Source organism: Filomicrobium sp., assembly GCF_025698805.1.
Lineage (GTDB): Bacteria > Pseudomonadota > Alphaproteobacteria > Rhizobiales > Hyphomicrobiaceae > Filomicrobium > Filomicrobium insigne.
This window is the reverse complement of record NZ_JAILWT010000004.1, coordinates 440,984-455,644: the sequence shown is the minus strand read 5'-3', so window position 1 is coordinate 455,644 and position 14,661 is coordinate 440,984. Positions and strand designations below refer to the sequence as shown.

15 protein-coding genes are annotated in these 14,661 nt (G+C 56.1%); 9 read left to right on the top strand and 6 right to left on the bottom strand.

Features of this window, described 5'->3' with window-relative positions:
- Positions 1-21: 21 nt before the first annotated feature.
- The 5 genes from K5845_RS13120 to K5845_RS13105 all read right to left on the bottom strand — a co-directional run bounded on the left by K5845_RS13120 (position 22) and on the right by K5845_RS13105 (position 4,020).
- The gene (locus tag K5845_RS13120; RefSeq protein WP_170832387.1) at positions 22-441 is read right to left on the bottom strand and encodes a c-type cytochrome; all 420 of its coding nucleotides are present in this window, start codon (positions 439-441) and stop codon (positions 22-24) included.
- A gap of 31 nt (positions 442-472) precedes the next feature.
- Entirely contained in the window at positions 473-844 is a 372-nt protein-coding gene (locus K5845_RS13115) for a hypothetical protein (RefSeq protein ID WP_046477991.1), read from the bottom strand.
- A gap of 68 nt (positions 845-912) precedes the next feature.
- Positions 913-1,344 carry a host attachment protein gene (locus K5845_RS13110; RefSeq protein WP_046477992.1) on the bottom strand — a complete coding sequence of 144 codons (432 nt, stop codon included), beginning with the start codon at positions 1,342-1,344 and terminating at the stop codon, positions 913-915.
- A gap of 108 nt (positions 1,345-1,452) precedes the next feature.
- A complete protein-coding gene (locus K5845_RS21230) occupies positions 1,453-1,776 on the bottom strand; it encodes a DUF6455 family protein (RefSeq protein ID WP_353736545.1) in 324 nt (107 codons plus the stop codon).
- A gap of 111 nt (positions 1,777-1,887) precedes the next feature.
- On the bottom strand, positions 1,888-4,020 hold the full coding sequence (locus K5845_RS13105) for a DUF294 nucleotidyltransferase-like domain-containing protein (protein ID WP_287959162.1): 2,133 nt from the start codon (positions 4,018-4,020) through the stop codon (positions 1,888-1,890).
- Positions 4,021-4,366: 346 nt separating this feature from the next.
- Between K5845_RS13105 and K5845_RS13100 the strand changes: the two genes are divergently transcribed.
- From K5845_RS13100 to K5845_RS13070, 7 genes are all read left to right on the top strand, one after another.
- The gene (locus K5845_RS13100; protein ID WP_046477995.1) at positions 4,367-4,618 is read left to right on the top strand and encodes a DUF4212 domain-containing protein; all 252 of its coding nucleotides are present in this window, start codon (positions 4,367-4,369) and stop codon (positions 4,616-4,618) included.
- Positions 4,619-4,629: 11 nt separating this feature from the next.
- A complete protein-coding gene (locus tag K5845_RS13095) occupies positions 4,630-6,621 on the top strand; it encodes a sodium:solute symporter family protein (protein WP_046477996.1) in 1,992 nt (663 codons plus the stop codon).
- 94 nt (positions 6,622-6,715) lie between these two features.
- Positions 6,716-7,027, top strand: coding sequence for a hypothetical protein (locus tag K5845_RS13090; RefSeq protein WP_046477997.1), 312 nt, complete (start codon positions 6,716-6,718; stop codon positions 7,025-7,027).
- 5 nt (positions 7,028-7,032) lie between these two features.
- Positions 7,033-7,380 (top strand): hypothetical protein, encoded by a 348-nt coding sequence (locus tag K5845_RS13085; RefSeq protein ID WP_046477998.1) that lies wholly within the window; start codon positions 7,033-7,035, stop codon positions 7,378-7,380.
- A gap of 108 nt (positions 7,381-7,488) precedes the next feature.
- Positions 7,489-7,863: a hypothetical protein gene (locus K5845_RS13080; protein ID WP_139165278.1), complete on the top strand. Its 375-nt coding sequence runs from the start codon at positions 7,489-7,491 to the stop codon at positions 7,861-7,863.
- Between the two features lie 144 nt (positions 7,864-8,007).
- Entirely contained in the window at positions 8,008-8,388 is a 381-nt protein-coding gene (locus tag K5845_RS13075; protein WP_287959161.1) for a hypothetical protein, read from the top strand.
- Positions 8,385-8,660: a hypothetical protein gene (locus tag K5845_RS13070; RefSeq protein ID WP_046478001.1), complete on the top strand. Its 276-nt coding sequence runs from the start codon at positions 8,385-8,387 to the stop codon at positions 8,658-8,660. Before K5845_RS13075 ends, K5845_RS13070 begins: the two co-directional genes overlap by 4 nt.
- Before the next feature lie 106 nt (positions 8,661-8,766).
- Here the strand turns inward: K5845_RS13070 and mdoH are convergent, their stop codons facing one another.
- Positions 8,767-10,563, bottom strand: a complete 1,797-nt coding sequence (mdoH, locus tag K5845_RS13065) for a glucans biosynthesis glucosyltransferase MdoH (RefSeq protein WP_287959160.1) — start codon at positions 10,561-10,563, stop codon at positions 8,767-8,769.
- A 1,126-nt stretch (positions 10,564-11,689) separates the two neighbouring features.
- Here mdoH and K5845_RS13060 point away from each other — a divergent pair.
- Both K5845_RS13060 and K5845_RS13055 read left to right on the top strand, forming a co-directional pair.
- Entirely contained in the window at positions 11,690-12,967 is a 1,278-nt protein-coding gene (locus K5845_RS13060) for a formylmethanofuran dehydrogenase (RefSeq protein WP_090226197.1), read from the top strand.
- 18 nt (positions 12,968-12,985) lie between these two features.
- Complete coding sequence (locus tag K5845_RS13055) at positions 12,986-14,647, top strand: formylmethanofuran dehydrogenase subunit A (protein ID WP_046478003.1); 1,662 nt, start codon at positions 12,986-12,988, stop codon at positions 14,645-14,647.
- Positions 14,648-14,661: the final 14 nt, after the last annotated feature.

Below are 14,661 nucleotides of genomic sequence, written 5' to 3'. Positions count from 1 at the left end.
TCCGTAGGGAAGCCAGCGTCCTTACGTATTGTGAGGAATGGCCGGCTTCTGATCACCCTTTTGAGGCTTGGGGAGCAGTGCCGGTCCCGACTTAGCATCACGCAAAGAGTCAATATAAGCGATCAGATCATCCATCTCGCCACGTGTAAGCTGCATGTCCGGCATAGGAACGTGAGGCATCATCAAGACGTGCCGGATATTGTCGGCGGTTTGTCCCTTACGATTGGCGATGGCGCGAAATGTTGGCACGCCGGCCGGGACGGTTGCGTTGCTATCGCTTGCTATTACGTGGCAACTCACACACCAACGTTCTGCGATTGCTTTGCCACGCGTCATATCGGGAGGGCTTTGCGGAGCATCTGCTGCAAAAGCCATTTTAGCGCAAGCTGATGCAAGCATGACGCCGACCAAAATCCAAGTTGCGCGATGAGCGTCGGTCATGGAAATCATGAATCAGGCCTATGTGAAGGGATTAATCGAGATCTGAAACAGCGACGACGTAGAATGTCCGCATTTCTCCGTCGCTCTCTCGGAACGATATATATTCTCCTGGCACGAGCTTGTGTTTGTCGAGTTTGAAGCCTGCCTCGTCATCGTCACTGCGCGTTGTGTCGTAGTCGAACGCCCAGACACCACCTGGCTTATGGACCAGATGGCCAATTGGAGAAGGTTCGTGGGGCCAGATGCGTTTGACGCGACACCGATCCCGATTCTGCCGCCACTCTTTGGCATCGAGATGTCCATTATCATCGAGCGGAGCGACAAACTCGTAGCCACGGTCTCGACTGCCGTTGGGAAAATCTGGGTCTCTGGCGAGTTCCAAGCGAACATGCTTCAGCGCCATTGGCGTACCTCACAATAATATTTATGACGCGCGGGGCATGGCAGGCGTCTCCAAACAGATGATCGAGACTAGCAGAGAAGGTTTTCTGTTTCGAGACGGTGGACGATCTCTACGTTGGCTGCTTGCGTGAGATCTGCGGCCACTTCAGCGATAACCTTGACACGCATCCCATCGTCGAACGAGGCATGCAGATCTGCGATCATAGAAGGCGGCGCAACAATCAAAAGCCTGTCAAAGTCTCCCCTCGTGGAGCGCTCCTGCAGGAGGTCGGCGAGCTTACAAGCAAACTTCGTTTCCGGAGAGCAGGGTCGCCGGCACAAAGGAACAGCATCGTAATTCGGATCATCTGCGCATTCGCAAGGAAGTTCCCGGCAAAGTGGAACATCTTCGTCAAATCGGTATGGCTCAAGAATACGCGTGTTCCGCCCCGTCCCGAGCCGTTCAACAATGCGGGCCCTTGCGTTACCCGCAACTAAAATCCATCGCTTAATCCGCTTCATGACGTTCCGCACCCAGATCTTATCGTTAATCTTGCGGACTACGAGGCTATGCGGAATGCTGCGTGCTCGTCCTTGACTTGGGTCAAACCAGACCCAAGCCTTCTCTCTCTACCTATTATTTAAATGCAAACTGAGCCGGCGATGGTCCGTCTCACAGGGGGCGTTCGAGGCAGTCTTCGAAGACCGACGGCAGCTTTCCAGCAGCGAAATGATAGGGCAGAACGCGGCGGGCTCACCGCCGTGAGGCCAATTCTCAAGCCATTCCAAACACTCGGCTGCGTTGGTGCAATGCAAACATTTTGTACGAGCCTCCGCATACGCATTGCCCTGACGCAGGCGAATAAGGCTTAATGTGTCGACATCGAGTTTCTCGATCATATCGCTCAAACGGCGGGCTTGCCGCTCGACGTGGCGGAACCTCGGCCAATCCATGATATCCTCCACAACTTGAGTTCATCCTGCGAAATGGCATAGAGCGATTTCGTGCGGCGTTGACTTGACGCAAACATGCACGAGATGCCGCACTCATCTTGGTGCGACAGATTAGATGCGTCCTTCACCGACGAGGTCTGTCGCTATGTATACGTCAGCGACCGCTGCTTTGAGTGCAGCACGTTGCGCACGGTCCAGACGCGCCGTTGCGACCTTGTTCCCCGGCGGTACGCCATCCGCAATGTCGGTGATCTGCTGTTCAAGAATAGATCTGATGATCGTTTCGTGTGCGACGAGTAGACGTTCGATCGCATCAGGCGAAGCCGCGCCCTTGGCCGCAATTTTGCGAAAACGCTCAGGGGTGCTCCTCGCACGCGCGTCATACTTGATCGAAAGAACGCGTGCGGCTGTGATGATCGGAAATAAGCCGACCTTCTTAAGATCAACGCGACCCTTCTCATCACGCCTGAAGCCACCAAAAAGCGTAAAAGCCTGACCACCTGGTATCCGAGCAGCCTCGGTCAGCAATTTGATGAAGGGGGTGGATTGAGATCCGCACGCATATGCGTGCTCCCATATAGCTTCACCGAGAGCGACATCACCAAAAACTGGGATGCCGTCAAAGAAGATGTCGACGTTAAGCAGGTCTTTCGGGCGCTGCCGGCGCACCCAGCTTTCGATCATGCCTTTCCAGTCAGCGAAACTCATGCGCCAGGCGGCATTGCGTGCCATCACGCCCCCTTTGCAGTAAGGAACGCCGACCTCATCAAGAATATCGGATAAATGCCTTCCAAGTTTTTCGAACCATCTGTCTTCAGGTCCGCCAGGCTCGCCGCTGTTGAAGATGATGGCGTTGTCTTGATCTGCCGCGAGGAGGCTTTCCCCACGCCCTGCCGATCCTAAAACCAGAACGGCATAGGGAACTGGCGGCGCACCATGCCCAGCGTCCTTCATTCGTGCTTCAGCAAGTTGCGAGGCGCGTCGCGTCAAAACCCGCAATTCAGAACTGATGACATTTGCGATCGTGAAGGCACGAACGTCTTCGGCGATCAACTCTTTCGCAATGACAGGTAACTTGGCCCAGGCCTGACTGAGTTCGCCAACGGTATTCGCGACGTCGATTTCATCGCCAAGTGCAATAGCGGAGGAGGCGCGGTATCGCAGCAGATCGCGCATGGTCAAAGCGCCAATGATCTCGCCATTGGCATTATGTACGCCGAGGTGACGGAAGCCGAACCGCTGCATGCGCGCGATCGCGCGATAGAGAAAGGCTTGGTCGGAGATTGACTGCAGCGGTGTATTCATAATGTCAGCGACCGGTCGAGCAAGAGCGTCGGCTCCGCGGGAAGCGATCGCGCGCATGATATCGCGTTCCGTCACGATCCCATGCCGGCCATCGCCAATTTCTACGAAAGCTGAGCTCACTTTGCGATTAATGAGCGTGCGGGAAACCTCGTGCATGGTGTCGTTTGGAGAAACGCGCACCGGTGGCATGCCCATGACTTCGTAGACGCAGTGACGATAGGGATAAGTGTCGGTCCGCATCAGTGGACCTTGAACCTTGTCATCAGGCTCGTCGGTGGCCTTTCCGGTCGGAGCATCTTCAAACGTCGCCATGAGCCCGCCCGCAGCTTGAGCATCACGTTCAATGGCGTGGCGTGTCGCGGCTTCTGCTTCGGCAAGGGTCCGCACATTTTTCGCGCGGAGCAGCGGAAGTAGCGCTAAGAATGCTCTCGCTGTGGCGGTGGCATCGCCGAGCGCCGTGTGCCGTCCCTCGATCTTGATATCCAGCCATGCACATAAGCTGTCGAGACTATGTCCGGCGAGAGTAGGGGCAGCGATTTGCGCAAGTGTCCGGATGTCTAGGGCGTGTCGTGGCCGCCATTCGATTCCGGCGAGCTGGCACTCGCGCTGCAACACGGCAAGATCATATGCAGTAGCATGCCCGACAAGTATGGAAGTCCCGATAAAATCGCGTAATTCAGGCCACACGTCTTTAAACGGAGCAGCGGTGGCGACGTCGGCATCTGCGATACCGTGAATGGTCGTCGAAGACGGGGGGATCGGGATGTCCGGATTGACAAGCCGATTGAAGCATCGATACTTGTCGATCACGCCGCCGTGAACTTTAATCGCACCTATTTGCACAATTCGCGCGGTGGTTGAATCAAGACCTGTTGCTTCAATGTCAAGAACGACCGCGTCCAAGCCGACAAGCGGCGTGCAATAACTGGTTTCGGTCATGGGAGCAATATTATCTCCTGATGAGAGGAATACTGAGACGGCCGAAAATTATTACGAACTGGACGTTTTTGCTGCAAAATTACCTTGCCGCAAATGGTATTAGATGACGCTGAAGATTTACTATAGAGTAATTGAAGTAGTTGATGCGGGTATTATTGCGGTGCACACTATTTAAGTGTGGTAATTATTCAATTATGCATAGAAATACGACTTAAGTTCTCTATGCGTGGCGTTTACTGAAGATTAATCTCCCAATTTGGGGCGGTTTGCCTGAGCCGATAGCGCTGCGGGCTGCTTACATCCGTCCTGTATCCCGCGCGATCGCGCGATAAAGGGAGAAACGACCATGCAACAGGACGGAGCAAGACACTGGCGCAGAACCAGTAGGCTCATGTGGACGATGTTCGTGTTGTGGCTGTTCTTCAGCTTCATCATCCACATGTTCGTTATTCAACTTAACACCATCGTCATCCTCGGCTTCCCGCTCGGCTTCTACATGGCCGCGCAAGGGTCGTTGATCGCGTTCGTCATCATGCTCTTCGCGTTTGCGAAATTGCAGGACAACATCGACCGCGAAGAAGGCTTCGCTGAGGAATAGGGGAGGTGTCGATGGCACAAGTCGATTCAAACAAAGGCGGTGGAGACTTTATCTCCAACCTAGGCCGAATATATACACTTTATACGGGCGGCTTTTTTGCGTTCGTTGTAGTTCTCGCAATCCTTGAACAGATGGGAGTCCCGAATAAGTTCATCGGGTACGGCTTCGTGTTCTTGACGATCGCCGTCTATGCTATCATCGGCATTATCTCACGTACGGCTGAAGTCGGCGAATACTATGTTGCCGGCCGGCGCGTTCCTGCGTTCTACAATGGTATGGCGACAGGCGCCGACTGGATGTCGGGGGCTTCATTCGTCGGTATGGCCGGAACGCTCTTCTTGCTCGGTTACGATGGCTTGGCTTTCGTGCTGGGATGGACAGGTGGCTACGTTCTCGTCGCGATTCTGATTGCACCATTCCTGCGCAAGTTCGGCGCTTTCACTGTACCGGACTTCTTCGCCGAGCGTTTTGGCGGCAACTTCGCACGGTTTCTCGCCGTTATCGTGCTGGTGTGCTGTTCGTTTACTTATGTAACAGCGCAGATCTACGCGACCGGTATCATCGCATCCCGCTTCTTGGGGATGGACTTCACCGTTGCGGTTTACGTCGGTCTGTTGGGCATCTTGCTCTGCTCGATGTTGGGCGGCATGAAGGCCGTGACCTGGACGCAGGTGGCACAGTACATCGTTTTGATCGTTGCCTACCTGTTGCCCGTGGTTGTTCTCTCGACCCAGAAATACGGCATCCCGATTCCTCAGCTGACCTATGGACAAGCCCTGCAGGATATCACGGCACTTGAGCAATCGATGGTCTCGAGCGGTCTGGCGGACGCGGCAACGCTGAAGCCGCACATCAAACCCTTTGTGACGTATGATCCTCTCAACTTCTTCGCTCTGATCTTCTGCTTGATGGTCGGTACGGCATCCTTGCCGCATATCCTCATGCGCTACTTCACGACACCATCCGTGCGTGAGGCTCGCAAGTCGGTGGCTTGGTCGCTGTTCTTTATTTTCCTCCTGTACTTCACGGCGCCGGCCTATGCGGCATTCGCGAAGCTTGAGGTCTATTCCGACGTTGTGGGCCGCGATCTGGATAGTATCCGTGAGTGGTTGTTCAACTACGGAGCGATCGGGCTCATCAAGGTCTGCGGCGTGGACGCCGTGAACCTCGAAGCGGTTAAGGCCGCTTGCAGTAATATCGCTGGTCATCCCGGCGTGTTGCGGCTTCAGGATCTCACGATCAACCCTGACGTGATCGTTCTGTCGACTCCTGAGATCGCGGGGATGCCTTATGTGATCGCAGGTCTCGTAGCAGCCGGTGGTCTCGCCGCCGCGCTGTCGACAGCTGACGGTCTGCTTCTTGCCATCGCCAACGCGCTTTCACACGACATCTACTACAAGATGATTGATCGGAATGCGCCGACGTTCCGCCGACTTTTGGTCGCTCGCATACTGCTGGTCATCGTGGCGGTGTTCGCGGCATACACGGCATCGACGAAACCGGCGGACATCTTGTCGATGGTGGCGTGGGCGTTCTCGCTCGCGGCGGCCGGCATATTCCCAGCCCTCGTGCTCGGAATCTGGTGGAAACGCGCCACGACTACGGGAGCGGTACTTGGCATGATCTTTGGTTTCGGGATCTGTCTCTACTACCTCGTCGGAACGCGCTACTTCGCTCCGGGCTTCTATGAGATGTGGAGCTTCCTGTCGAATGCGACGCCTGATCAAATCGCAAAGTTCGCGCAGCTTCAGGCCGCGTGTGCTTCAGATGCGGCACAGTGCGCCGCCTTTGATAAGCATGCGCAGTCGATCGCCAACTGGTGGGGTGTGAGGAACATTTCCTGTGCTCTGTTCGGTCTGCCGATTGGCTTCCTGACCATCTGGATCGTCTCCTTGTTCACGCCGGCTCCCAGCCAGCGAATCCAGGATATGGTCGACGCCACACGTCAGGCATCCGGCGAAGCCATCATCCGTGATAAGGACGCGTTGAACTTGCCTCATTGATGGGCAACAACTTGATTAACGAAGACGGCGGGGTCTCGCACCTCGCCGTCTTCTGTTCGCCGAGCCTCCCTTCCGCGCCATAGTAGGACCTGCCATGACCCCGGCCGATAGTTTCCTGCAGAACTGGTGGTTTCACGTACCCAATCTCGTGATGTCCGCCCTCATCTACACTTTGATCGGTCGGTATATTCTGGATCTCATCTTCGGTTCCAATAGCAAGGCCGTCGTTCTTCACGTATTCCGCCGCGTCACGGACCCGGTCCTTAAGCTTGTGCGCTACATTACGCCGGCGATCGTTCCCAATGGACTCGTTCTGGTCTTCGCTATTGTCTGGTTGATGGCCGGGCGCATGTTCTGGTTTCTAACCGCCGTGGCGGCGGGCATGAGTGCGTCGGTGGGGGCCTAACGGATATGAACGATCTGCAAGACCGCGAAGAGCTTCTCCGCAAGGACGTCCTTCTTGTGGCCACCGCGGCATTGTCACTCGTCAACGGGATGCATTTCTCCCCTTGGTTCGATCTGGTGGCAATTTTGCTTAGGCCGTTCGTCGCGGGGACATTCTTGGCGTCTCCGTTGGCTTTTCTCTATTTGACGTCGGTCTTCATCTCTGCATGTACGCTGATTACTGCCGGCGTACCCGCTGCGATCTACGAGCGGATTCGAGGAGAGAAGTCGAGCACGTCCATTTCGCTGGGCATCTGGTTAGCGGGGACGGCCCTCCTCACGGCACCTGCCTTCATGGCTGCGGCTGGGGGCTGATTTCTGCGCAAGCTGGGGTAGCTTGTACATTCAGAATGAAAATCACATACTTATAGCTTGGCCAAGAATGCAGCCTACCTGTTCTGGCGTCGGTTCAGGACAAGCAAGATGTTGAAGCGTATTCATTATCTCGCCGGCGTCTCCGTGGGGCGGGCGTGCGGTTTTGGATTCCTGGGTCTCGCGACGACGGTTGTCGGCCTGTCGGACCAGATGGACCTTGCATTGTCGGCGGGTGGCTTCCTTAGCCTAATCGCATGTCTGACATTGGCGCTGAAGGCTCTGTACGCTGACAAGAGACCTTACAAGAACACCGAACTCTGGCTCATGCTGGAGCCTAACGAGCGTCCGCATGCGGCGATTGCTCAGCAGATAATATCAGCGGCTCGGCGACAGGCGTTTTATTGCTTCGCGCATTATGCCGCTTGGCTGGCGGCTGGCATGCTTGTCGCCTCCTTACTATGGCGCATTCTGACCCTCCGCTAAAAATATCACCGGACAGACCGGCAGCCGCATCCTAGCGAGTATTGTCGTCCGTATTTTGTGACTGTATGTTGACGCAAAAAGTAATGTTTGCGGGGTCGCAGGTGCAGAGCAATCATTGTAACGGCATATGGCCTGCCGCTCGCCATGTTAGGCTCAGCCTACGCATTTTTGGCGACCTATCCTGCTGGTGATCCGGTGTCATGGACGCCGCTCGCGTTCGTCATTGTCTCCGCCGTGGTCATTTTAGCGGGGATCCTGATCTCTAACCCTGGCCGTCTCGATAGTCTGTTTGCCTGGCTCATGGGTCCCGCACTCTTCGCCCTACCCATCGTGCGAATGACCCTTTCCGGGCAAGGTTGGAATGAAGCCCTGGCGGCAGGCAAGGTGGACGTGATCGCAATCGATCTATGCCTGATGATCGCAGGCCTGTGCGGACTGTGGTTCGCATGGTCAAAGAGCGCACGCAGGCAGGTTAAACCGGCTGGACAACAAGTGGGTACTCTGAGCGAGGGGCCGGCCGAGTGAACATCCAATCTATTGTTGCGGTCGCAGGCATGATCACCATCGCAGGGCTTATCGTCCTCGCGCTGACGGACTCGAAACGACGACGGACGCGTCATAGGCCCAGAGCTGCGGCGACGGTTGTCCGTTATTTGGTATCAGCTGTAGCTTTGCTGCCGGGCATATGGCTGCTTGGCACGCTACAGGCCGCATCTCTGTTCATCTGGTTGGGCGTTGCCGCTCTGAGCGGGTGGGGTCTCACGGTGATCCTGCCGCGCACCAGCATGAAAGAGTAAGAAGACCGCCTCCCGTCGGGAGCTTATTGCCTCGGCTAAGGTAATAAAAAAATGGCGGCAAGCGCGTTGTTACCACGCTTGCCGCCGCGATGTTTGTGCGAGTGCTTTAGCCTGCGAGCGGTGCGTATCCGCTAACATAGGTCGTCGTTGTCTGTGCCTCTTCAGGCGTACGTGCGATGCCGTGACGTCGCATCCAGGTCCCAAATTGCGGAGAGGACGTCAGGACGGCAAATGGTATCGCCAGAAGGAGGCCGCAGAGAACTGGTGCAGCCCAAGGCAAAGCCTGCGGAGCATAGTGCGCGAACACAGCAGTCAACACTGCGCCGAACAACGTCTGCGGCCACATAGCCCGTGCGGCTTCTGCCCAGCTGAGCCGGTAAGCATCCCGGGTCTGCCCGCCCCATGAGATGCGCGCGCCAAACAACAATCCGACCATGAAAATGGAAACGCGGAAGGCAACCACCGGAGCCATCAAGAGAGAGAAAAGGAACTCGACGAGAAGCCCTGCGGCGAATCTCATAGGCCCGCCAAGCCGCGCCACGCCGTTCGGCTCCAGTGCGATCTGGATGGCGCCTACGATTTTGGGCATGAGGCTTAGAATGAACATCGAGACGTAGAGACCAACCGCGAGTGTGGGATCGAACGTCTCCATGGTTTCCGTCGCGGCCTTGACCGCCGCCAGCGTCATCATCAGCATCCAGGCTACTGGCGCGATATACATCGCGATCGCTTGCGCTATCTGAAAGCGGCTGACAGTGGCCAGCCCCGGCATTCCGAGAAGCCGCCAGTACTGCATGTTTCCATTACACCAGCGTTGGTCGCGCTGCATATAGTCAAGGATTGTGACTGGGTTCTCTTCCCAGCTTTCCGTCTCTTCTGGAATAACACGCACTTCATAACCCCCGCGGCGCATAAGAACCGCTTCGACTTGGTCATGAGAGAGCAGATGACCGCCCAACGGAGCGCGACCTGGCAATACCGGCAGGTCGCAATGACGGGCGAACGCTTCGACCCGAATAACGGCGTTGTGGCCCCAGAACGGCCCGCAATCTTGCTGCCACCACGCACTTCCCAGCGTGAAAGCGCGCATGCCCTGCCGCATCCCGAACTGGAAGATCCGAGCAAATCCGCTTTCAGTGGGAGCACCAACAACAAGACTTTGCAGGATGCCGATTTCAGGATGCCGTTCCATCGTGGTGACCATGCGCACGATTGTGGAGCCGGACATCAGACTGTCGGCGTCGAGCGGGATCATAAGGTCATAGTTGCTACCGCGCGTCTCAACGAATTCCCAGACATTCCCAGCCTTGAAACCCGTGCGGGCGCTCCGTCTGCGATAGTAGGCATTTCCAAGCCCGGCAAACTGGCGGCGCTTGTCGGCAAAAAGCTGCTCTTCGCGCTCGGCAATCGCCGGGATGTCCGTATCGGACAGTACAAACAGATCGAAAGCCGCGCTCTGCCCCGTCTGTTCGAGGCTTGCCCGTATGGCCTCCAGCCGAGCGAAAGCCCGATCAGGGTCTTCGTTGCGAACAGTCATGAGCAGTGCGCAGCGTGACTTGATAGGAGCTCGAGGTGAGGCGTCAGACCAGAAGGGAGCGACAATCTTCGCCGGATCCCGGTAGGCTAGAGTTAGAAACAATCCGATAATCGCATTCCATGATGCAAGTACGGTCCAAGGCGCGCTGAGCACCACACATGCCATGATCAGGACATCGACCAGTGTCCAGCCGTCGCCGCCTAGCACTGTTGCTACGCCGGCAAACAACGCAGCCAGTGTCGCAATGTTCAGCCCGACCATGGAGAGGCGCCGAGCCGGCACAGTCCACCAACGAGGGTTGGATCGCGTATCTCGCGCAGAGAGACGCTCGCGCAGAACCTGCACGTCTTCCGAAGTATATTGCATTGTCGCTCTGATTAGCTGGTGTTTCGGGACGAATGATTGCCGCAGAAAGCGCCTCAGCGCCAAGTTGATTGCGAAACTCTAAAAGCCTGCGCCTAAGACCGTTTACGGTGTGCCCGGCAAGTCTGACGGCAAATCACGGTGGTAACTTTTGCCACCGCTTTGGACGGAAAGATGACAGAAAAAGGCTCTTTGCGCTCAGCGACATATTTGCACCACCGCTAAAAAGAAAATGCGCGCTTGTAGCAGGCCCTTTTTGATCGCCGGGCGAGTAATTTTTCAAAACGCTCAATATCAGCAATGTGCACTATTCCGCACTGCGACATTTGATACATACGTTTTGTGTCAGCTTATCTGTTCCTGCGCTCTTTCTAAGTTTACGCCGGCCTTCCGCGAGACAGGAAGTGGCGAAGAGAATTCGTTAAAAATTATGTAACAACAGTGTGTTGGCGGGAGACTTGTAGCTTGCACAACTTGGCCGTTATAGAAAGGTTGCTGGGATCGCCGGCGGAAAGAGATGCACCGGCAAACACGCTTTTGAGTTCAAGCCGTCCTGGCCATTCGAAACACGAAACAGGCGCTGCAAAAGTATCTGCTCATTTATTGTATTAAAAGAAGAAGACGCGAGTTTGAGGGTAATCTCAAAAGACCGCGAGACAGTTTTTTATTTATATTTTCTGGGGTGTGACTAGTTATCGTTTTAGATGTCAAACTATCGCCGTTTTGCGGAGATTGTGCAAAAATTGCGGCGGTCGAAACGTGTATTCGCCAAGGGACTACGCCGGCCCAGATTAGCTTCTACAAACGGCGACACAACAAAACGAAGATTATGCTTCGCCAGTTTAAAAGTGCCGCCGGCCAAGCAGCAAGATCCATACTTGGCTTTCTGCAAGGGCTAAGTAAGGTCTGGCCACTACTTAACAGTCGGCGGTTGTCGCCAAAGCCTTAAAAAGTTCCGCATGCTGATCTACTCAGTTCGAGTGAATTCAAGAGGCGAAACCTACGTTCCATCAGTCAACTGATTGAAATCATGCGGAAAATCCACTGAGATTGCTCAAATCGGCAACCCGTGGTTTAAGATTAATCGACCGACCGCCACGGCGAAATCCAGCTCAGATAGAGGTAATGGATGAGCGAACACGCTGCGTCCCAGAGTTTCACCAATGTGCCTTGCCCGTTTTGCGGCATGCTGTGCGATGACCTGGAAGTTGCTCGCTCGGATGCGGGTAGCTTGAAGGTCATAAAGAATGGCTGCCCGAAATCCAGCAGTGGTTTTGCCCGGTCTGTCTCCGGAGCAAAACCACAAATCTCCGGCCGCGACGTAGAGCTGAGCGAAGCTATCCAAAAGGTGTCGGAGCTGGTGCGGGCCGCGAAGCAGCCGCTCTACAGTGGGTCAGCGACCGACGTGGACGGCATGCGTGCCATCATGGCGCTGGCGGATCGCAGTGGGGGTACCGTTGACCATGCACTCAGCGCAGCTCTGGAACGCAATCTGAGCGTGCTCCAATCAGCCGGCTGGATCATGTCTACGCTCACGGAAGTCCGCAACCGGGCCGATGTGATCGTGATCGTCGGGACCGATGTGCAGAAAATGCATCCGCGGTTCTTTGAGCGGATCGTTTGCCCGCCGGAGTCGATGTTCGACACCACGCCCGAAAAACGGACGATAGTTTTCATTGGTGAGGGACTCGATACGTCGGGCGCAGTCGGGCCGCGCATCGGCGATGTCATCACACTGCCCTGCCCGAGCGACCAGATTGGAGATGTTCTGTCCGTCTTGCGGGCCCGCCTGCGAGATTTCCCGGTTTCAGGGCAAGACGTGGCGGGGATCGCGATAAGCGATCTTGAATCGTTGGCCGCACTCCTGCGAGACGCACATTATAGTGTATTGGTCTGGTCTCCTGCGGCGTTTGATTTCGCCAACGGCCACCTCGCCGTGCATACGATCAGCGAAATCGTCAAAGACTTGAACACGACAACGCGTTCAGGCGGTTTGACGCTCGGCGGCAACGAGGGCCTGACCACGGCCAGTTCGCTGTGCAGCTGGCAAAGCGGCTTCCCGCTCCGCGTAAGCTATGCAACCGGGAAGCCGGACTACGATCCGGCGATCTATTCGGTAGATCGTATGGTGACCGATGGAGAGGGGGATTTGCTTGTCTGGGTCGCCTCCATATCCACTCAGCTAGCCCCGCCTGAAACTAATATCCCTACGGTAGTGCTCGGTACGCCGGGACTGCAAGTGAAACGCCAGCCCGAAGTGTTTATTCCGGTAGGTACGCCGGGTGTAGATCACGTTGGGCGCTTGATCCGCGTCGACAGCGTCGTTTCGCTTCCGCTGCAGAATTTGCATCGCTCCGAACTCCCGCGCGTCGCTGACGTACTACAGGCCGTGCGTGCAACACTCTAATCTCCGGGACGCTTAATAATGCTGATAAAGCTCGCTAACGCGAAGGTCTACGATCCGGCTAATGGCATCGACGGAGAAGTTCGCGACATCTATATCCAAGATGGTCGGATTGTTTCGCCGCCGGCAGATGCGCGCGTCGATCAGGAATACGGGCTTCGTGGAAGGGTCGTAATGGCTGGCGCCATTGATCCCCACACGCACATCGGTGGTGGCAAGATGACCATCGGCCGGATGATGCTGCCCGACGACCATCGTGGTCATGAGGTTGCGCACACCGACATTACACGAGCTGGCGGGGGGCACGCGGTTCCGTCCACGCTCACGACCGGCTACCGGTACGCAGAAATGGGCTACACCGCCTGCTTTGAGCCCGCCATGCTGCCTGCCAACGCGCGCCAGGCCCACATGGAAATGGGCGACACGCCGATGGTCGACAAAGGCGCGTTCGCAATGCTGGGCAGCGATGACTTTTTCTTACGCCAGCTCGCGGGACGGCAGGATTTCGCAGCCATCAAGGATTACATCGCTTGGACGATGCACGCGTCGCAGGCAATCGCTGTCAAGGTCGTCAATCCGGGCGGGATCAGCGCGTTCAAGTTCAACCAGCGTAAGTTAGACCTGGACGAACAGAACTCATACTATGGCGTCACGCCACGCGATATCCTCGTCACGCTTGCGCGCGGATTGAAGGAACTGGGCGTCGCTCACCCCCTCCATGTCCATGGCTGCAACTTGGGCGTTCCTGGTAACGTCGAAACGACCCTCAACACCATCCGGGCAATGGAAGACCTGCCCGTCCACCTGACCCATATCCAGTTCCATAGCTACGGCACGGAAGGGGACAGGAAGTTTTCCTCAGGTGCGGCACGCGTTGCCGAAATGGTCAACCAACACAAGAACGTCTCGATCGACGTCGGTCAGGTCTTGTTCGGCCAGACGTGTACGGCCTCCGGCGACAGCATGCGCCAGTACGGCAATACAAAGAGCGCGCATCCCAACAAGTGGGTCGTCATGGACATCGAGTGCGATGCCGGTTGCGGTGTCGTTCCCATGCGTTATCGCGACAAGAGCTTCGTCAACGCTCTGCAATGGGCGATTGGCCTTGAGACCTTCCTCTTGATCGACGATCCCTGGCGCATCTTCTTGACCACAGATCACCCGAATGGCGCACCGTTCACGTGTTACCCGCATCTTATCAGGCTGTTGATGGACAAGGGCTTCCGCAACGACATGATGCAGAAGATCAATCCGGATGCGGCCGCGTCCAGCACGTTGAGTACGCTGGATCGTGAGTATACGCTTTACGAGATTGCGATCATGACCCGCGCTGGGCCTGCACGGAGTCTGGGCTTGCGGGATCGCGGCCATCTTGGCGTTGGTGCATGTGCGGACATCACCGTCTATGAGGATAACCCAGATCGCGAAGCCATGTTCGCGACACCACTCTTCGTGTTCAAGAACGGCGAATTGATTGTTCGCAACGGCAAAGTCGTCCACGTCACGCAAGGCGCAACGCATGTCGCGCGGCCTGACTATGATCCGGGGATTGAGCGGTCGTTGAAGGACTACTTCTCACGCTACGGCACTGTGGCGATGGAGAACTTCAAGCTGTCAGACGAAGAGATCATTGGCGGCGATCATGGCAGCATCATCATCCAGCCGACGGGCGCGCGCGTTTAGCAACGCGTCGCCGC